General features: G+C 45.3%; 18 protein-coding genes and 1 riboswitch. Of the genes, 16 read left to right on the forward strand and 2 right to left on the reverse strand.

Annotation, left to right across the window (positions count from 1 at the left end):
• The first annotated feature begins 9 nt into the window (after positions 1-9).
• From NIA71_RS00130 to NIA71_RS00155, 6 genes are all read left to right on the forward strand, one after another.
• On the forward strand, positions 10-1,641 hold the full coding sequence (locus NIA71_RS00130; protein WP_148396781.1) for an amidohydrolase: 1,632 nt from the start codon (positions 10-12) through the stop codon (positions 1,639-1,641).
• 14 nt (positions 1,642-1,655) lie between these two features.
• Positions 1,656-2,885: a saccharopine dehydrogenase family protein gene (locus tag NIA71_RS00135; protein ID WP_227754638.1), complete on the forward strand. Its 1,230-nt coding sequence runs from the start codon at positions 1,656-1,658 to the stop codon at positions 2,883-2,885.
• 374 nt (positions 2,886-3,259) lie between these two features.
• Positions 3,260-3,673 carry a rhodanese-like domain-containing protein gene (locus tag NIA71_RS00140; protein WP_417448591.1) on the forward strand — a complete coding sequence of 138 codons (414 nt, stop codon included), beginning with the start codon at positions 3,260-3,262 and terminating at the stop codon, positions 3,671-3,673.
• 27 nt (positions 3,674-3,700) lie between these two features.
• Positions 3,701-4,027, forward strand: a complete 327-nt coding sequence (trxA, locus tag NIA71_RS00145) for a thioredoxin (RefSeq protein ID WP_148396778.1) — start codon at positions 3,701-3,703, stop codon at positions 4,025-4,027.
• 15 nt (positions 4,028-4,042) lie between these two features.
• Positions 4,043-4,969: a thioredoxin-disulfide reductase gene (gene trxB / locus NIA71_RS00150; RefSeq protein ID WP_253019340.1), complete on the forward strand. Its 927-nt coding sequence runs from the start codon at positions 4,043-4,045 to the stop codon at positions 4,967-4,969.
• A 77-nt stretch (positions 4,970-5,046) separates the two neighbouring features.
• Complete coding sequence (locus NIA71_RS00155; RefSeq protein WP_148396776.1) at positions 5,047-5,307, forward strand: hypothetical protein; 261 nt, start codon at positions 5,047-5,049, stop codon at positions 5,305-5,307.
• Positions 5,308-5,455: 148 nt separating this feature from the next.
• Here NIA71_RS00155 and NIA71_RS00160 read toward each other — a convergent pair whose 3' ends face one another.
• The gene (locus tag NIA71_RS00160) at positions 5,456-6,559 is read right to left on the reverse strand and encodes an alkaline phosphatase family protein (RefSeq protein WP_148396775.1); all 1,104 of its coding nucleotides are present in this window, start codon (positions 6,557-6,559) and stop codon (positions 5,456-5,458) included.
• A 109-nt stretch (positions 6,560-6,668) separates the two neighbouring features.
• On the opposite strand from NIA71_RS00160, the gene NIA71_RS00165 reads away from it, so the two are divergent.
• Positions 6,669-7,562 (forward strand): LysR family transcriptional regulator, encoded by an 894-nt coding sequence (locus tag NIA71_RS00165; protein WP_148396774.1) that lies wholly within the window; start codon positions 6,669-6,671, stop codon positions 7,560-7,562.
• Here NIA71_RS00165 and NIA71_RS00170 read toward each other — a convergent pair.
• Positions 7,559-9,676, reverse strand: coding sequence for a sensor domain-containing phosphodiesterase (locus NIA71_RS00170; RefSeq protein WP_253019341.1), 2,118 nt, complete (start codon positions 9,674-9,676; stop codon positions 7,559-7,561). The two genes, NIA71_RS00165 and NIA71_RS00170, sit on opposite strands and share 4 nt — an antisense overlap.
• Before the next feature lie 177 nt (positions 9,677-9,853).
• Here NIA71_RS00170 and NIA71_RS00175 point away from each other — a divergent pair, with 177 nt between their 5' ends.
• From NIA71_RS00175 to nrdR, 9 genes are all read left to right on the forward strand, one after another.
• Positions 9,854-10,501, forward strand: coding sequence for a Crp/Fnr family transcriptional regulator (locus NIA71_RS00175; RefSeq protein ID WP_148396772.1), 648 nt, complete (start codon positions 9,854-9,856; stop codon positions 10,499-10,501).
• Between the two features lie 109 nt (positions 10,502-10,610).
• Positions 10,611-13,193, forward strand: coding sequence for a diguanylate cyclase domain-containing protein (locus NIA71_RS00180; protein ID WP_227754632.1), 2,583 nt, complete (start codon positions 10,611-10,613; stop codon positions 13,191-13,193).
• Between the two features lie 89 nt (positions 13,194-13,282).
• On the forward strand, positions 13,283-13,945 hold the full coding sequence (locus NIA71_RS00185) for a GTP pyrophosphokinase family protein (protein ID WP_148396770.1): 663 nt from the start codon (positions 13,283-13,285) through the stop codon (positions 13,943-13,945).
• 112 nt (positions 13,946-14,057) lie between these two features.
• Positions 14,058-15,251, forward strand: a complete 1,194-nt coding sequence (gene tig / locus NIA71_RS00190) for a trigger factor (RefSeq protein ID WP_253019342.1) — start codon at positions 14,058-14,060, stop codon at positions 15,249-15,251.
• Between the two features lie 186 nt (positions 15,252-15,437).
• Positions 15,438-15,528: riboswitch (glycine riboswitch) on the forward strand.
• A 108-nt stretch (positions 15,529-15,636) separates the two neighbouring features.
• Positions 15,637-17,061, forward strand: a complete 1,425-nt coding sequence (locus NIA71_RS00195) for an alanine/glycine:cation symporter family protein (RefSeq protein WP_148396768.1) — start codon at positions 15,637-15,639, stop codon at positions 17,059-17,061.
• 120 nt (positions 17,062-17,181) lie between these two features.
• Positions 17,182-17,439: a YlmC/YmxH family sporulation protein gene (locus NIA71_RS00200; RefSeq protein ID WP_148396767.1), complete on the forward strand. Its 258-nt coding sequence runs from the start codon at positions 17,182-17,184 to the stop codon at positions 17,437-17,439.
• A 350-nt stretch (positions 17,440-17,789) separates the two neighbouring features.
• Complete coding sequence (locus NIA71_RS00205) at positions 17,790-19,211, forward strand: MFS transporter (protein WP_148396766.1); 1,422 nt, start codon at positions 17,790-17,792, stop codon at positions 19,209-19,211.
• 14 nt (positions 19,212-19,225) lie between these two features.
• Positions 19,226-19,879 (forward strand): cyclase family protein, encoded by a 654-nt coding sequence (locus tag NIA71_RS00210; RefSeq protein ID WP_227754630.1) that lies wholly within the window; start codon positions 19,226-19,228, stop codon positions 19,877-19,879.
• A gap of 184 nt (positions 19,880-20,063) precedes the next feature.
• Positions 20,064-20,528, forward strand: a complete 465-nt coding sequence (gene nrdR / locus NIA71_RS00215) for a transcriptional regulator NrdR (protein ID WP_148396764.1) — start codon at positions 20,064-20,066, stop codon at positions 20,526-20,528.
• The last annotated feature ends 5 nt before the right edge of the window (positions 20,529-20,533 follow it).

Consider the following 20,533-nt stretch of genomic DNA (forward strand, 5'->3'; position numbering starts at 1 on the left):
GTGAAACTTATGGATAAAATTTTATTAAACGGAGTGGTCTACACCATGGATCCCGAAAATTCAATAGCTGAAGCAGTTGCAATAGAGGAGAATATTGTGAAGGCGGTAGGGTCGAACGAAGAAATTCTTAGACTTAAGAAGGAAAGGACAGAAGTGGCGGACATGAAGGGCGCTATGGTGCTGCCAGGATTTATTGATGCCCACTGCCATCCGGCAATGACGGCATATTTCATGAATGCTATACAATTCAGCGAGGAGATGTCTCTGGAGGAAGTGCTGGAAACTTTGAGAAAGGAAATTGAGCAAAATCCGCATAATGAGTCATATGTGGGCGCGGGATACAATGAATTTATATTTGACGAAAACCAGCCATATTCTCTTAAACTGCTGGATGACATTTGCCCCAACAAGCCTGTTATCCTGATGGGAAGCGGATTTCATGCCTGCTGGGTCAATTCCAGAACCTTTGAACTTGCGGGAATAACGGAGGAAACACCGGATCCCATACCAGGATATCAGTACTTTGAAAAAGATGAAAACGGCAGGCTGACAGGTCATGTCGTCGAAACAGAGGCTGAAAATATGATTCTGCGCAAGGTTAACTTTTTTGACAATGCCAGTTTGGAGAACGCTTACCAGGTAATGTCCGATGAATTTTCCCGGGTAGGGATAACGACTCTGGTAGGCTGCGGCAATTTTGACTGGATGGGCCGCAGGCCTTATGAGGTTACATGGGAACTGACACGCCAAGGCAAAGTCTATCAGAGATTCTACGACTGCACGTTTGTAGATTCGGCTGAACAGGTGGAAAGAGCATTAGAGGAACTTATCGAACTTAATGACCTTTACGATGATGATAAGTGCAGGGTCAGTACCTATAAAGTGATCCTTGACGGAACCTTCGAGACAAAATCCGCCAGTGTTTCTTATCAGTATATAGATGATTATGAAATGGTCCTTCCTATTCTTGAAGGCGATGCCATCCGGAAACTATACGCCAAAGTAGCAGAGCTGGGATTTGATCTGCATGCACACACCATCGGCGACCGTGCGGCGCGCGCCGCCATTGAAGGCGCAGAGGCCGTAAGAGCGGCAGGGTTCAGCGATACGAGAGTGACGAATGCACATACGCAGTATGTAAAAAAAGAAGACCGCAAAAGGTTTGGGGAACTTAATATCATAGCAAATACTTCAGGCGGATGGCATTACTGGTATCCGGAAATTGAAACAACGCTGGGCTCCATATCGAAAGAGGAATTTATGTTAAAAGAGATCATGGATGGAGGTGCGCTTATCACTATGGGAAGCGACAGACCCGCTGATGAAGTAGGTTATGATCCGAGACTTGCTATAGCAACAGCGATGACTCGAAGATATGCGAAATTTTTTAACGATCCGCAAATGCTTTCCCTTCCGCCGCAGGAGCAGAAGCTTTCCCTGCAAACATGCTTGGAGGCCTATACGGTCAATGCGGCGTATCAAGTGCATATGGAGAATAAGCTGGGGCAGATCAAAGTGGGAGCGTATGCGGATATTATCGCCTTTGAAAAGGATATGTTCGATTTGACGCCAGAAGAAATTCTCGATGATAAAGTTGTTATGACAATGTTTGATGGAAGAACTGTATATAAATGTGATTAAAAAGGAGAAACGAAATGGGAAAGAAAATATTAGTATTAGGTACGGGAGCTCAGGGGTCAACGGTAGCGCAGAGAATGGACGAGGAACCGAATGTCGAAAAAATCATCTGTGCCGATGCAGACCATAAGGCTGTAGACGAACTCGTAAAAATTTTGAAGAAGGCAGAAGGAACATATGTTGATGCCAACGAGGTGGACAGTATTATCAAGGCGGCACAAGATGCGGATCTTATTATCAATGCACTTCCGATCAAATTCGCGCCGAAAGTGCTGGAAGCAGCGCTGGCAGTAAAGGCAAACTATCAAGACTTTGCAGCAACAGACGTACTCGATCCATGGTGGCCTAAGTGTGTAGAGATTCTATACAATGACTATGGAAAGAGGTTTAGAAAATTGGGAAAGCTGGCCGTCATTGGGACCGGATCAGCGCCGGGGATGATGTGCGTAGCAGCAAAAAACAGTATGAGATATCTTGACACATGTGAGGATATCTTGATGATGGTATACGAGGGAGTAGAAGCCAAGCGATTTCTGCCGTTCTGGTGGTCGCCGTTTACTGCATTATCGGATATGACGGATCCTACATTCGCGTTAAAGGACGGAGTGCTTGTCGAGACAGAGCCGCATTCACTGCCTGTGACGAGACTTTTCAAGGGCTGTGCCAAGGAAGTAACGCTGGTGGAACATGCCCATGATGAGACGGTATATATGGGATTAAACAAAGATACCCACTTCAAAGGAGCAAAGAACATCAACTTTAAATATGGAGGAGTGGGGATCGACTTTTCAACACCGCTATATCGAGCCGGTTTGCTGGAAAGAGAGGAACAAACATATAAGGGACATACCTTTATCCCATTTGATGTGATTCTGTCACACCTCCCCCCTGCACCTAAGTATTACAATGAAATCAAAGAGATTCTCGACGAAGGTCTCGTAAAAGATGAGGGCGCTTTCGTGGTGGAATGCACAGGAACAAAGGATGGAAAGAAAATAATGGTGGAGACATATCTTTATGCACCAGGCTGTGAAGAAAGCTTCAAGAGGGCAGGGATCACGGGGGAACAGTATCTGACGGGACAGTGCGGCGCTCTGTTTACTAAGATGTTCGTAAACGATGACTACAATCAGACAGGGCTGCTTTCATCAGACATGTTGACGTATGAAGAATGTGACAAATATCTGGCATACGCTAATGAATTGGATATCATTCTTGAGACAGAAGTCAAGCCATATCTGAAATAAAAGCTGGTTCTTATGGAGACAGGGCGACGGAAAAAATACATATCTTCAGTAAGTTCTAAAATCTCATCTCCTATTTATAATAAAGGTATCGAAACATGGAACTGCTTGTCCAGATAAGAACAGGACAGCAGAAATAAATCAGAATCTTGTACCCTTTTAAAGGCACAACTAATGGATGGAATCGTTTAAATAGCAAGGTTAGATAAAAATCCGTCATTTGACGGATTTTTTGACATAAAAGTAACAGACTCATAAAATGTATCGGAATTATGAGAAAAATGATAAAACCTATTGACAATATCCCGAAACATGATATAGTAACAATACGAACTGTAAATAAAATGATTACAGTTAAGGGAGGGGAAATGGAAAATTTGAAAAAAAGCTTGGTTGCATTATTTCTTGCGGTTTGTATGTTGCTGGCCGCATGTGGCAGCAGCGCTGTGGAGGGCGGAGGCAAAACAGAAGACAATTCGGGCGCCTACCATAAGATCACTGCTGAGACAGCAAAGCAAATGATGGATGAAGGAAATGTTACAGTCGTGGATGTGCGGACAGAGGAAGAATACAAATCAGGCCATATCCCCGGTTCCATACTTGTACCCAATGAGGAAATCGGAACCGAACAGCCGCAGGAACTGCCGGATTTGGATAGCGTATTACTGGTGCATTGCAGGACCGGTATTCGAAGCAAGGAAGCCTCTGACAAATTGGTCAAGATCGGCTACAAAAATGTCTATGATTTTGGAGGTATCATCGACTGGCCGTATGAAACAGTAGAAGAATAATAAAAAATCAAAAAGGAGATGTAGGATATGTTGATTAAAGAAATTACGAACAAAAATTTTAACAAAGAAGTATTGGAAGTACAAGGCCCGATCTTAATTGAATTCTGGGCCCCATGGTGCGGCTACTGCAAACGCCTCTCGCCAGTAATGGATCAAGTAGCGGGAGAATACGAGGGAAAACTCCAAGTAGGTAAAATCAATATTGATGAGCAGACGGAGCTGACTGCCCGGTTTGAAGTGGAAACCATTCCTACTCTGATTCTGTTTGCAGAAGGAAAAGCCATCGATTCCGTCATCGCACCTCAATCCCGGGCACAAGTCACCGACTGGCTGAAAACAAACAACGTCTTGTAATTGGAGGTGGAGAGAATGACCAAGGAACATAAACAGCAATATGATGTCGTTATTATCGGCGGCGGACCTGCCGGTTACGCTGCAGCCCTTTATTGCGCCAGGAGCAGTTTTTCTGTTTTGGTACTGGAAAAGCTTTCTCCAGGAGGACAGATGGCTACCACCGGACAGGTAGATAATTATCCTGGCTTTGATGAAGGCATCGACGGTTTTGAACTGGCGGAAAAAATGCAGCGAGGCGCGGAGCGCTTTGGAGCAGAGACCGCTTTTTCCGAAGTGTTATCGCTAGACCTGAAAGCTCAGCCCAAAAGGATCCAAACAACGGACGGCGAGATTCTGGCACGTTCGGTCATTATAGCCACCGGAGCTTCTCCCAGAGAATTGGGTCTTGCGGGAGAATCGCAGCTTCGCGGCCGGGGAGTAGCATACTGTACAACCTGCGACGGCATGATGTACAAGGATAAAACCGTCATTGTATCAGGAGGGGGCAATACTGCGGTAGCCGACGCCCTATTCCTTTCAAAAATATGCAAAAAAGTATATCTCGTGCACCGTAGAAATCAGCTGCGCGCATCGAAGGTATACTTGAAAGCATTGGAAGACAGCGGCGTGGAATTTCTATGGAATAGCAGGATTACTGAAATTCTCCATGATAAACGAGTTACCGGCGCCATGATTGAAGAGCTGACCAGCGGGAAGATTGCAAAGGTTGCCTGTGACGGCATCTTTGTAGCGATCGGCCGGGTACCAGATACAGAACTGTTCAAAGATCAAGTGGATATGGATTCTACCGGCTATCTAATTGCAGATGAGTCCACAAAAACGAATATACCTGGAGTTTACGCAGTGGGAGACGTCCGTACTAAGCCTTTAAGGCAGATCGTGACGGCTGCTGCGGATGGTGCGGTTGCTTCGCATTTTATCGAAGAGTTTCTAGCGGAATAAACTTTGAATTATCAGACTTTTTCTGTGGAAAAAACTTAATAAAAGAGTTATGATAAAAGAAAAAGGAGGAATCGGCCATGTTAGGCAGAGCAATGGGCGGTAAACATACTTGCTATGTTTGCGGAAAAGAAGTTAAGTGGGAGACCGAGTATAAAGGATATCCTGGAAATGCGGCAGACGATTTGATCCCAGTTCCTGCTCAGGAGAGTGCCCTTGGTAAATTAGAGGACGGGGCTGTTGTCTTTGAGATATCCTATATCTGCCCCAACTGCAAAACGAAAAATAAATTCAGGGCTGAACGGCATGTCAATTTGGATGATACCCAGTCTTCCCGGTAAAGCTCAAGCCATAGCGGAGCTGGGAGATTCTATCCTCAAGCCCGAAGAACGAAAGCAAAAAGAGCTGATTTTATAGGAAACAGCTCTTTTTGCCATATTAAGGTAGAAGGTATTGATGGATCATCCATACATTTGAAAACAAAGCTTATCACAGCAAATGCCGGACAATATCTTTGCTGTATGCATATTCTTGTGAATCTGCGGCCGCATTGACGGCAATGAGGGGAACCGTCCGTTCATACAAGGAACCGTGTGTTCGCACCTGATCTGTATGAAGGATTGGCGGATCCACCTCCCCAAAGGCACAATCTTTGGCAGCAAAGGCCACAAAATCGCCGATGTCATCCTCCGGAAGATGGTAGAGGGCAGCCGCCTCTTTCGCGGAAAGCACCTGTTCCACAGCCGGCAGAGAGGCAGTCAATTCCAGAATCTGCGCTTCCTCGCTTGGATCCTGCAAATAGAGGTAGAGAATACCGCCCTCCTGATAGATGTGGTTCTCAATATAGCGGTCTTTCAGAGGAGGCACGCAAACCATATGAAAGCCTGCCTCATCTGAAATGGTTTGGAGGTTGATAAGAGTTGTCTTTTGATTCATGCCATGATCTGCGGTAACGTAAATTTGGCGCGATGGATCCAGATCATGAATTTTAGCCACATAGTCGTCGGCAGCTCGTATCTGCTCCCGCGCCTCATCAGTTCCCGGAGGGAAATGGTGCATGATAAAGTCATTGGTCGTGCAGTAGACAAGAGCCGGGTTTTCTTTTTTGATGCATTGATAAGCGGCCTCGAAAATCCAGCGGCTGCTGTCAGGACTCTGTACCTGTGGCGGCACGGAAAGTCCTAACCGGGCAAGCAGCTCCTGATCCGGCTTTTGCACGCTGATGCCGATATCCACACCTGCCCCGAAGACTTCCAAAATCTTGCCTTTCACAGTAAGGAGCGATGTTTTCCCGCCGGCCGCTTTATATGCTTCCAGGATGGTTCGGGCCTTCATGAAGCCGGTGCTTTCTATAAAACCCTGGTCGCCGGTCGCGGGGTCATAATAATAGTTGCCCACCACATGGGTGTCTTCCGGAAAAGCGCCGGACATGATACAAGCGTGGTTTACATTGGTAACGCTTGGAATCGCTCCCTGTACGGTCTTTGCAAAGGAGCCGGGCCTTTCCGCCAGTCTGAACATATTCGGTGCGGTGTCCCTGGTCAGATATTCAGGTGCGCACCCATCGATGACAATGATTAACGCCTTATTCATAAAACATTCTCTTTCCTTTCTGCCATCAGTTTACAACAGAACCAATCTATTGTAAAATACAAATAACTTTTCGTTATCATTAGTAAATACTTATGGATAGGAGAAAGAAATGTCCTTTCGAAACCTGGAGATTTTTGCAGAAGTCTGCAAATATATGAATATGAGCAGGGCTGCCGAGCATCTGTATATTTCCCAATCATCGGTCAGTCAGGCCATTGGAGAGCTGGAAAAGCAGTACCAGGTAAAACTGTTCGAACGGCTTTCGAAGAAACTGTACTTGACAGGAGCAGGCAGGGAATTGCTTACTTATGTTCGCCAAATCCTTTATCTGAACGAGCAGATCGAAGAAAAAATGAGCGATCTTTCCAGCTCTGAACGGCTTCGCATCGGCGCCTGCACGACCGTGGGTTTTTACTTTATGAATCCCCTTTTGGATCGATATCAGGCTTTATGCCCGCAGGTGCGGACCATGGTGGAAGTTGGAAACAGTTCCCAGCTCGAACGCAAGATCCTCGATGCACAGCTTGATCTTGCTTTTGTTCAGGATATTACCCGGGCAAAGGAAGTGACCAGGGAGAGCGCCCTCGCCGATCGGCTGATCTTAATCTGCAGAAAGGACCATCCTCTGGCCGAAAAAGAAGTGGAGCCGGAGGCGCTTCTCGGGCAGCCCTTTGTTGCCAGAGAAGCGGGCAGCGGGACCAGGAGACTTCTGGAAGAACTTTTGGCATCAAACGGCGCGGCTCCCGAGTATGCCTGGATTTGCAATAGTATCACATCCATGAAAGACGCAGTTATGCACGGCAGGGGAATCTGCCTCTTATCCGAATATTTGGTCGAGGAAGAGTTGAAAAACGGTGAGTTGGCGCAGATCCGCATTTGCGGCCGTGAGCTAAGACGCCATTTTTACCTGATCTGCCATAAGAATAAATTTAAAACAGAGGGCATGAACCGCTTTATAGATCTGTGCAGACAGCAGTCGGAGGAATTGGAGCCTGAGGCTTAGATGGCGGCCAGATATCGCTTGGTAAATTCATCTAGAGGAAGCGGTTTGCTAAACAGATAGCCCTGGGCAAGATCGCAAGACAGCCGATCGAGTAACTGGAACTGCTCTTCCGTCTCAACGCCTTCGGCCACCAGCTGAATGCCGAGTTTTTTACACAGTTCAACGATGGTTTGAATCAGAAGCTGAGCTTTTGTATTTTTGGCAACATCCTCCACCAGACTTTTATCGATTTTCAGCACATCAAAATCCATGGATGTAAACAGGGAAAGATTGGCGTACTTTACCCCAAAATCGTCGATGGATATGGAAAAACCTTCGGCCTTTACTTCTTTTAAAATGGTTACGATTTCCGCAGAAAGTTCCGATTCCGATCCTTCCGTGATTTCGATCTGAATCAGATTTTGAGAAATATCATACGATTTCCAGAGATTTTTCAAATTCTGTAGAAAGTTGGTCTGAGTCAACGTATATCTGGAAAAGTTCACCGATATGGGAATAACCTCCTGGCCCTCGTCGATCCACCTTTTCAGTATATTGCATACAGAGTGAAATACATAGAAATCAAGCATATAGATTAAGTGGGAGCTTTCCAGAACCGGGATGAACTGGGACGGTGCGACCAATACCTGATGCTTATCGATATACCGCACCAATGCTTCGGCTCCCGCCAGCTTCCGGTCGGAGAAAGAAAGCTTGGGCTGAAGATAAACCGGAAATTGCCCTTCCGCTAAGAACTTGGTAAGAACTTGCGGGTTGTTAAGCTCCAAGAATTGATCGTTGATATAACGATAACGGCTGGTCTGAGGATTTTTTCGATAATAAGCTTTCTTGTCAGCATACCTTTGCTCATCCGCGTCACTGATCAGCTGCTGTATATTATCACATTGGCTGCTCCATGTGGAGCCAATTGCCGCATCATACTCCTGATTATTGATAAAGGACTTTTTCAGTGACCAGACACAAGAATCAAAATCATCTTTTTTGATTGGCCTGCAGATAATAACGAATTCATCGCCGCCGACGCGATAAATACGATCCTTCGAAAAAATGGAAGAAAGCTTGGTTACTGTGTTGGTCAAAGCGAGATCGCCGTAACTATGCCCTTGGTTATCGTTAATTGCTTTGAGCCCGTTCAAATCAACATAAACAATGCCGATATCGGTGCAGGTTTGGCCGCTCAGCTTGTCGATATCCTTGATAAAGCGATTACGATTATGGACACTGGTGAGTGTATCCTGATAACTAAGTTTGCGCAAGAGCTTTTCGGTTTCCTGCTTTTCGATAATGGAAGTAAGAAAGTAGCTGATTGTTGAGAAAATCAGCGGAATATGCTGAATGTTTTTTTCCGGAGGATTGTCAACCCCAATATATCCCCGAAGATTACCATCCGCCAAAAGCGGGGCAGCTACCAGACTATGTATGTTTTGTTTGGTCAAAACCTGATATTCCTTCGGCGAAATATCCTGGATTTCATCGATATTATCAATCACCACACATTCTTGACGATGAAAAGAAGGCCGCCATCTTTTCATGAGATCAATATCCATATCCTGCAGATTGTCTTTTTCAGGCTGAACGCCCGGGGCGCACCATTCATAAGTATTATCCATCCGCAATCCTCGAATTTCAAAAATATAGACGCGCTCAGCTTCTAAAAAGCTGCCGAGCGTATCCAGCAGCTTGTTAACAATTGTTTCCAGCGATTGGGACTGATGAAGAATTTTAGCGCAGTCAATAATAAGGCTGGCCGATTTGACCAGCCGCTCCAGTGATTTCTTTTGGAGCTCCAGTTCAGTGACTTCGAAAGCAACCTCAAAGCGGGCCGGTTTTCCTTCCCAGTCGATTAAACTGTCCTTGAGAATATAGTAACCATTAACAGAAGGATTATAATATTCCCAAGTATAGGCTTCCTCATAAACTAGACAGTCATTGGTGCAGAAGTCACAGGGACGGTCCCTGTTTTGCAGCAGCTGATAACATTTTTTCCCTTCCAAGGAATCGGTTCCAAATTTCTCCCTGCCCGGTTTATTCAAATAAAGCAGATCGTAACTTTCAATATCGGAGATGTAAACCAGCTCAGAGATGGCATCGAGCATTTCGAAAGCTTTTTGCATGTTGGAGCTCCTTTAGTTCATAGTAAATTAATTATATTTATTTTCATTATCTCACTAAAAACAAGCGGAGTCAAGAAAACAGCCGGGCCCAGAGGCGGCTGTCCGTTTGACTTATGCGGCGGGATTGGATATACTAAGAAAAGAATTCGTTGTATTTACAACGGAAGCGGGGATGTTATGAAAGACTCTAAATTATTTGAAGGTATCCTTCCGGCTGAAATTGAAGCACTGCTTTCCTGTCTTTCGGCAAGGAAGCAGAGTTACAACAAAAATGACTTTGTATTTACAACAGGAGACCGCATGGCTTTGACAGGTATTGTCGTTTCAGGCAGCCTGCGCATTCTGAAGGAAGATTATTGGGGCAACCGGACGATTATTGAAGTTTTGGAACCAGGAGAGGTCTTCGGAGAATCCTTTTCCTGTGCGGAAATTAACCATGTTCCTGTCAGCGTTATGGCCGTTGAATCTACGGAAGTTTTGCTGCTGGATTATAAAAAAATATTGACAACCTGTCCCCAATCTTGTCCGTTCCACGCTAGGATTATCCGCAATATGATGAAAATTCTTGCCCGGAAAAATATCGCCTTGATGCAGAAGATGGAGCATATCACAAAGCGAACCACCAGGGAAAAGCTGCTGTCTTATCTGTCGGCACAAGCGATTAACTGTGGAACGAGCCGTTTTGATATTCCTTTCAATCGCCAAGAACTGGCCGATTATCTATCAGTGGACAGGAGTGCCATGTCGGCTGAGCTGGGAAGGATGAAAGAAGAAGGACTGATCGAATATCAAAGAAATCATTTTATTTTAATCAGGAAAGAATAGCAAAGCTTCTTTAAAAGTGATACCATTGATAAAGATGCGCATCCGCTGCATATATTCGAATTGTCAAAGCGGATACCGATACATTCTGTTTCAAAAGAAAGGTTCGATTATGAAGAAATATGAAGAAGAAAAAGAGCATATAACCGGTATCTCTTTGGAACATTGGGTTTTTGGCGAGATCATGGATAAAATGAATGCCAATATTTATGTTACCGATATTGAAACAGACCGGATCTTGTTCATGAACAGGCGTATGAAAGAAGCATTCGGGCTCGATGAACCTATCGGAAAAATTTGCTGGCAAACACTGAAGAAAGGAAGAACCCACCGCTGCGACGATTGTCCGATCTTTCAGTTAGAGAAAAACAAGAAAGAAGCGGATTCTTATATGTGGGAGGCCGATGACTTGTCTAACAATCGTATTTATGAATGTTTTGACAGTCTCATTAAGTGGTATGACGGGCGTACGGCACATTTTCAATATTCAGTGGATGTCACAGAGGTCAAGCGGCTATATAGGCAGGCCAGCACTGATGAGCTGACTGGAGTGCTCAACCGCAGGGCTGGAAAAACAGCTTTGAAAAAGTCTATGGAAAAGGCCCAAAGATCGGATGAACCTCTTGTGCTTGCTATGATTGACGCCAATGAGCTGAAGCAGGTCAACGATAAGCTGGGGCATCAGGCCGGTGATCAGCTGCTGGTCACCATTGCCAGCCGAATCAGCGGGGTGCTCAACGAGAAAGAATACTTATTCCGATTGGGAGGAGATGAATTTGTAGTTGTTTTTTCCCATACCACTGAAAAAGAAGCAGAACGAAAGCTGAAAAACGTGCTGCAGGGCATCAGAAAAGAAAATTTGCCGGGCGTGATGACTCAGAATGCCTTTTGTTTCGGTGCGGTCTGTGTTGAAATGGACGAGATCGATTCCGTCGATGATTTGCTTTGCGCTGCGGATGAGAAGCTTTACCAGTATAAACGAACTGCCCATATAGAAAGAGCCAATGAAAGACTGAAGCAACTTAATCATCCAACGGATGCAGAGCCTTTTTCCTATAATAAAGAGCTGCTCTATGATGCCTTGGCGCAAAGTACGGATGATTACATATATGTTTGTAATATGAAAACCGGCGTGTTTCAATATCCCCAGTCCATGGTAGATGAATTCGGACTGCCGGGCCGGATTATCGAAAACGCGGCCGCAGTCTGGGGCGCAAAAGTACATGAACACGATAAAGCGGCATTTTTAGAGTCCAACCAGGAAATTGCCGATGGGAGAACCGATTGTCACAGAGTGGAATATCGGGCTCTTAATCACGAGGGACAGTGGGTTTGGCTCCGTTGCAGAGGTCGCCTGGAACGAGACAAAAATGGCGAACCGGAACTCTTTGCGGGCATAATCACCAATTTGGGCAATAAAAACAGAATTGACCATTTGACCGGACTCTTAAACAAATTTGAGTTTATTCACCAGCTGGAGCTGCTGACTCAAGAAGATCGAGACGCGCCTTTTTCTCTGTTGCACTTAGGCCTTGATAATTTAAAAAGAGTCAACGACCTCTACGACCGTCATTTCGGTGATGAAGTAATACGCATTGCGGCCCAGAGACTTCAAAGCCTCCTCCCCAACAACGGGATGCTGTTCCGTTTGGATGGAGACGAGTTCGCTGTGATTTTATTTGGCAAAGACAAGGCTATGGCTCAGAATTTTTTCCGCTCTTTGCAGAAATCCTTCGGCAAGCAGCAGAGCTATGATAACCGAACTTTTTTTTGTACCATATCCTGCGGATGTGTGACGTTTCCCGAATATGCCGCCGCCCATATGGAACTGATCAAGTATGCCGGCTATGCGCTTAACTATGCCAAACAGAGCGGAAAAGACCGAATCGTCTTTTTTTCCAGAGAAATGTTGGTTGAAAAAGTCCGGGTTCTGGGAATTGAGGAACTGCTTAGAGAAAATATCAACAACGGATTTAGAGGGTTTGAAGCGTATTTTCAACCAGTATTTGATAAGCATAAGAAACTGGTTGGCGCAGAGTGTCTTTCCCGATGGGCCAGTGAAAAATTCGGCAGAGTGGGCCCGGATGAATTTATCCCTCTCTTGGAGAAAAACGATCTGATTTTAAAATTAGGCAGATGGATTTTTGAAGAGGCGGTCAAAAAGAGCGTAGAATGGACCAGGATAGGCTATCCGATCAAGATCAGTGTCAACGTTTCTGCCAGCCAAATGGAGGACGAAGGGCTGCTGCATTTCATACGGTCAACGCTGTCCAAATATCACGCCGATCCGCGGCTTTTGATGCTGGAATTGACCGAAAGCTACTTTGCAGACAGCGGAGAAAATTTGTCTATGATTCTCTCCCAGTGCAGAGAGATGGGGATGTCCGTGGCAATCGACGACTTCGGGACAGGTTATTCTTCGCTGGGGCTCTTGAAGCTGGCGCCTGCCGATGTTGTTAAGATTGACCGCACCTTTATTAAAGGTATCCGGGATAGAAAATTTGATCGTTCTTTTGTCAGTCTGATTGCGGATTTGTGTCATGTGATGGATATGGATGTCTGTGTGGAAGGCGTAGAGGACGAGGAAGATTATCAGGCGGTGGCAGAGATGGATATTCAATATATTCAAGGCTTTTATCTCGGCAGGCCGGTGCCTAAACGCAGCTTTGAAGAAATGTTTTTAATAAAATATTAAGAAAACTTCCACAGCAGCGACCAGCATTCTATTGTACAATAACAGAATACGGGAGAAGAGACGAGCACATAAGAAAAAGGAGTTAACAAATGATTATTGAAAAAAAAGACGGCTTTCGATTGGATGATGCGACAGTACCGGCGGCTTTAAAGCCGCTCATGGATGAATTCCAGGATTACGTGCTTCTGCGGAACACCTATCATGCTGCCATTCGGGAAGTAAGCACCAAGTTGGAAATATTGGATGATGAGTTCCAAGTAAGATACGATTACAACCCGATTCACCATATGGAATGCAGGCTCAAGTCGCCCCAGAGCCTTTTCGAAAAGCTGGAAAGAAAAGGACTGGATATACGCCTTGAATCATTTTATAAAATCACAGATATTGCCGGAATCCGGGTCATTTGCAATTACATCGATGATGTATACGCAGTGGCATCGCTCTTACTGCAGCAGGACGATATCAAACTGCTGCGCCGCAGCGATTATATTAAAAATCCCAAGGAGAGCGGATACAGAAGCCTGCATCTGGTGGTACAGATACCGGTGTTCCTTTCTGACCGGACAGAAATGGTCCCAGTAGAAATTCAATTCCGGACCATTGCTATGGATACGTGGGCCAGCTTGGAGCATGAGCTGAAATATAAGCGGGTCGGCGGAATTACTTCCAAAATGGAGGCAGAGCTGAAGGAATGCGCGGAGGCTATGGCGGAAGTGGACCGGAAGATGGAACAGATACATAAGGAATTGTAATGTGTGTTCTGTGTGAACGAAACATGTAGATTTGTATCAAATCTTTAAAATTTGGTCAAGATATGATACGATTATAAAGATTCTGCGAAAAATTAAAGAGAAAGAGGAAGCTATGAAAAAGAAATTGATGGCACTGACTTTGATTGTATGTCTGTTCGTTGTGATGGGGCTGACTGGATGCGGCAGCAAACCCTACAGTAAGTATGATCTGTCAGAATATGTGAAGGTGGGAAAATATAAGGGCCTGGAAATAGAAAAGATTAACGTTTCTGTTTCGGACGAAGAAGTAAACGCTCAGGTCAAGGCCAACGTGGAGCAAACGAAAACCACAGAAAAGAAAAAAGAAGGAACTGTGGCTAAAGGCGATAAAGTGAACCTGGATTATGAGGGTAAGATCGACGGCAAGACTTTTGACGGCGGCAGCTCCAAAGGCTATGACCTGACGATCGGCTCCGGGGAATTTATCCCCGGCTTTGAGGATGGCCTCATCGGAAAAGAAATCGGCTCCAAGCAGACGCTGAATCTCAAATTCCCGGCGGATTACAACAACACGGAAGTGGCAGGCAAGGACGTGGTGTTCACGGTCAAACTCAATTACGTTTCCGTGGATCAGATCCCCGAATATAACGATGCCTGGGTGGCAAAAAACAGCAAAGTAAAGACCACCGCCGAATACGAAAAGCAAGTAAAAAAGCAGCTGCTAAAGGATAAAGAAGACCAGGAAAAGAGTTCTCAAAAAGGGGATCTCTGGCAGGAAATTTATGATAGCTCAGAAGTAATCAAATATCCGGAAGAAGAAGTAAATCAATATGTAGAGGTCTTGGAGGAGCAGTATAAAAAAATGGCCGAGAGCTACAACATGGAACTGAAGGATATCTGGCAGCAGATGGGCATCCAATCGGAAGAAGAATATAACGAAAAGAATAAGCAGGCAGCTCAGGAATATGTAAAAGAACAGATGGTTTCCTATTATATAGCGGATAAAGAAAAACTCAGCTATACTAAAGATGATGAAAAGAAGCTGCGCGAGCAGATTGAAAGCTCCGGATACACGGAAGATACCTTCAAAGAAAACTTCGGCGAAGAGATCGACTCCTATATAGAACTTTCTTTGACCTATGAAAAAGTAATGGATTTTATCTATGAACAGGCAAAGGTTGTAGATAAAAAGACGGAGAAAGAGACAACCGCGCCAACGGAGGAGTCAAAAGCTAAAGACTCTACTGAGGCTACTCAGTCCACCACGGAAGGAAAAGGCGCTGACGACGCTACCTCCAACGATGAACCGGGCGGCGCCGACGCATAACCAGCAACGGCATTGCCGCAAACCTACAACTTCTAGAAAAAAAGATTGAAATACACTGCAAGATGTGGTAATATCGATACGTTAGTTTGTCGATGGAGCCCGAATCTTGCAGTTTTTTCGGGTTAAAAAGCGACATCCTTTTCACCAAAGGCCGGCGGAAGCGCCGCGGCGCCGACTGGTGAAAGCACAGAATTCTCTGGAGAGTCTCATGATGAGCGCCGAAGGTGTAAGGTGGAATTGCCGCCGATCTCTCAGGCAAAAGGACAGAGCAGATAGCTGATATCTTAATAGCTTTGCCCTATCTCTGGAAAGTCGAATCGTTCGGCTTTTTTCTTTTAACTGCAGTTTTATACGCAATTATACTTATGAAGAGAGGGTAGAAAACATGGATCAATTGACAAAAGTGCTAGTAAGCATTGATGATGTGGTATGGGGAGTGCCGATGATCGTCCTGATTATGGGTACCGGTATCTTTTTGACAATCCGCCTGGGCGTGCTCCAGTTCCGCAAGCTGGGAACCGCACTCAAGTACATGGTAAAAAACGAAGCCAACGGAGAGGGAGAAGTAACCAGCTTCGGGGCGCTCTGTACAGCGATGGCAGCAACTATCGGTACCGGAAATATCGTCGGCGTAGCTACAGCCGTTGTGGCCGGCGGCCCGGGTGCGTTATTCTGGATGATTCTGGCCGCTTGTTTTGGTATGGCCACAAAATATTCAGAGGGCGTCCTGTCAATCAAATATCGTGTTATCAAAGAGGATGGACATGCCCTGGGAGGGCCGTTCTACTATATAGAAAATGGAATGGGCAAGAGCTGGAAATGGCTGGCCAAGCTGTTTGCCATCTTCGGCATGATGGCCGGACTTCTGGGGATCGGCACCATTACACAGGTGAACGGAATCGCTTCTGCGGCTCAGGGATTCTTTGACCCCAACAGCCAGCACATGGTATCCTTATTCGGCAGAGATTATTCAATCTCCATTGTCATTACGGCAATCGTTGTGGCAGTGTTGACTGCTCTGGTTGTCATAGGCGGGATCAAGCGAATCGCCAGCGTTACGACGATCATAGTACCTTTTATGGCAATTGCTTATGTAATCATCTGTGTGGTGATTTTGATTGCAAATATTCGAGCAATTCCTCATGCTATTGTTGAAGTTCTGGCAAGCGCTTTTGGATTGAGAGCAATGGCCGGAGGCGCTTTAGGGGCGCTGATGCTGGCGATGCAGAAAGGTGTTGCTAGAGGTATTTTCTCCAACGAAGCGGGCTTGGGAAGCGCGCCGATCGCGGCAGCAGCCGCACAGACCAAGGAACCGGTAAGGCAGGGCCTGATTTCCATGACTGGTACTTTCATAGATACCATCGTCATTTGTACCATGACCGGATTGACGATCATGGTTACGGGAGCGTATGATAAAGCTGTCGCTGAAGGTTTGGAAGGGGCTCAGGTAACTTCCTTTGCCTTCGGACAAGGTCTGCCCTGGTCTGCGGGAACAGGATCCTTCGTACTGATGCTCTGCCTGGCTTTCTTTGCCTTTACGACCATACTTGGATGGGATTACTACAGCGAACGCTGTCTGGAATACCTGTCCGGCGGGCATAAAGGCGTGCTTACCACTTATAGATGGCTCTACATCCTGGCCGTTTTAGCAGGACCGTTCATTACGGTAAGCGCAGTATGGACCATCGCTGACATCTTCAACGGACTGATGGCGATACCAAATCTGATCGCACTGCTGGCTCTAAACGGAGTTATCGTAGCAGAAACCAGGAGCTATTTTAAGCGAATTTCTGAAAACCGGCTTCAGTAACTTTGTTCGATGAAAATTTGACATAGAAAAAAACGGCGGAAGAAGAAGCAAAAAAGCGTTCTTATTTCTGCCGTTTTTTAATATATTTAAAAGGACAAACATTAAAAGGGGGATAAAGCGATGTTAAATACGGAGAATATTAAAAATAAAGAAGTGATCAATATTTACGACGGCAAGAGTCTGGGATTTGTATATGATATTGAGATAAATTTGAAAGAGGGAAAAATTGAGGGGATCGTTCTGCCGGGACAGCGGGGATTTTTTAACCTGTTCGGCAGAGATACCGAAGATTTCGTGATCAAATGGAAGAACGTAAAAACGGTCGGCGAGGATGTAATTCTGGTCGACGTGCCGACATCTCTGGACTCGGTGGATTAAACATCGGATTAATCAATAGAAGGAAATATAAAAACCGGAAAAAACATGATCTAGAGGAAGATTTTCGTGTACAGGCTATAATTCTAAATTGAATAGACTCTTTAAATAATGAATAAAACAATGTATCAAGGAAATGTAACGATGACGGGTGAAAAATGTTAAGATGTACGGCGGCAGATTATTTCTAAATGAATAATCTGCCGCTATTTTAATGACAAGAATGGCCGAATACCAAGAACGTCAGGATGGCATGCATATTGCATTAATACTAATGGTGTTCAAAAGGTCAGAAGGGATTAGGACTTATTTGACAAACTTATATTAGATTTATGAAAGGAAGGTCTTAATTTATGGGAAACAATAACATTACGGCTAATAGCCCGAATGAAAAGTTGCCTTTTAAGGTCAAGCTGGGGTACGGATTATCCGGTTACTGCAGCTTTATCACATGGACAGCTTTCAGCTATTATGGTCTCTATTTCTTTACCGATGTAGTCGGTCTGTCGGCAGCTTTTGCCGGCGCAATGATCTCACTGGGTACTTTGTGGGATGCGATCACAGATCCGATCGTGGGAGGTATTTCCGATAACCTTAAGCTGAAAAGCGGCAGGCGGCGTCCGCTCATTATCGGCGTGGCAGTCCCCTTCGTTCTCATCAGTATCTTGCTCTTTACCAACTGGGGCTTCAGCGAGGCTGTTTCTAAAGTATACTTTGTAATTATTATTCTGCTATACTACACAGCTCAGACTGTACTGGACATTTCCAGCTCCGCCCTTGGTTCTGAGATGACACTGGACTATAACGAGAGGGCTTCGCTTGCTACTTTTAAGAACTATTTTGGCTTGACCGCAACGGTTGCCATCAGCCCGACGCTGATGTTAGTCGCATACTTCGGCGGATTGTTTGATAATGCTGACCGCGGTTGGAGCTGCACCCTGGCCATCTACATGATCGTGGCGCTGCTCTTTATCTTTATCCTGTGGAAATCGACCAAAGGATATGAAAGACACAGAGAAGACAGCGGAAAGTTCTCCTTTGCCGATGTCAAAGAAATTTTCAGGAGCAAACCGACCAGAATCGTCATGCTGGTCTTTGGTATTGCGATATTCGCCAATACCATCAATTATGCGCTGCAGGTTTACTACTATACAAATTATGCACTTCTATCAGAAGGACGGATTGCAAGTGTAACCTTAGTGTTCGGTGTGGCCAGTATTTTCTGCGCATGGATTACGGACAGACTGATGCAGAAACTTTCCAAAAAAGCAGCATGGGTAATTGCCATCGGTCTTGAAGCTGCTGTCATGATCATCATGATCGGATTTATCATCCAGCCGGGAAATGTGGCGTCGATTTATGTTTTGGCAATTCTTATGTCATTAGGAAACGCTGCTGTATATCAGGTGCCTTGGGCGATGATTCCCGACTGCGTCGATGTTACGGAACTTACATCCGGAAAACGTGTTGACGGCGTTATTTTCGGTGTTGTAGCCTTTATCCAAAAGGCATGCGGAGCTTTAGGAGCGGCGGTTCTTGGTACGCTTTTGACAGTTATCGGATACGATGCTGCAGCTGCTACGCAGACCGCGGATGCTTTGAGCGGTCTCAAGTACATGTATGCGTTCTTATGCGGAGGCATTTACCTCATTACGGTATTGATTATACTCAAGTACCCGCTCAGCAGACAGAAGCACGACAGAGTTCGCCAGGCGATTGCGGAAAGAAAGCAGGGCAAAGAAATCGATATGTCCGAATTTAAAGATCTGGTTTAAGAAAGGAGCGCATGATGAAAGTTAAAAAATTTGTAGACTTATCATGGGAAGTATCGGATAATAGTCCGATTTATCCGGGAGACCCGGAACCAAAAGTAACAACAACACATACAATTGAAAAAGATTATTACAATCTTTCCGGTGTTTATGTGGGAACTCAGACAGGAACCCATGTAGATGCTCCATATCACTTTAGAAATGACGGCGATACCATCGACAAAATGGAGCTGGATTTCTTCTTTGGGGAAGCAGTGGTAATCCGTGTGACCGATAAAAAAGAAAATGAAAAGATCACCATGGAAGACGTGATGCCGTATGATGAGAAGATTAAGGAAAATACCATCGTTCTCTTCAATACCAACTGGTATAAGACGAGAGGAACGGAGGCGTTCTATAATCATCCCTTCGTAGCTGGCGAAGTAGCCGAGTACTTGGTAGATAAAGGTGTTCGTTTCATTGGTATCGATACCATGAACGCGGACCAGTCGGGCGGAACCGAATTCCCGGTTCACGATCTGTTCTCCGAAAAGAGACTGATGATCGGTGAAAACTGGGCTTATTTGGACCAGATCGACTTCGATAACGTGGTCGTGGCAGCCTTTCCGATGAAAATTGCCGGAACAGATGGATCTCCGGTCAGAGCGGTTGCTATGGAAATTGAAGAGTAGACTTTGCTTAAAGGCTCCTGTACGAGCCGGCTATTGGCCGGGCTTGGGCGGGAGCCTTTTTTTTTGGAGCTTTGCCAAAGCGGAAGTAAATCGGATAGATTCCCTACTTGGCAAAAACCACAATATGTAGTAAAATCACTATGTTGGCTTACAGGAATAGTAGTGATACAAGGAGGATATTGAGATGAGATGCCCGTTTTGTGAAAACCAGGATACCAAGGTAATCGACTCCAGGCATACGGAGGATGGACATGCCATTCGCCGGCGGCGCGAGTGCGATGCCTGCGGAAAACGGTTTACGACCTACGAAAAGGTGGAAGAAATGATCCTCATGGTCATTAAAAAGGATGGCAGAAGGGAAGCCTTCGACCGCAACAAGATCATGAACGGGATCATCAAAGCCTGCGAAAAGCGGCCCGTCCCCATTGCTGAGATTGAAAAGGTGGTCGATGAGATCGAGCGGGGCCTAAATAACATGATGGAGAAGGAAGTGGAGAGCACCTTCATCGGCGAACTGATCATGGAACGCCTGCGCAAGCTGGACGAAGTGGCTTATGTCCGCTTTGCATCCGTATACAGGCAATTTACCGATATCAATACCTTTGTAGCCGAAATTGAAAAATTGCTTACAACCAAAAAAAGCAAGTAAAGGAA

Origin of the sequence: Ihubacter massiliensis, from assembly GCF_024125305.1 — a bacterium.
In the GTDB taxonomy this organism is placed as follows: domain Bacteria; phylum Bacillota; class Clostridia; order Peptostreptococcales; family Anaerovoracaceae; genus Hominibacterium; species Hominibacterium faecale.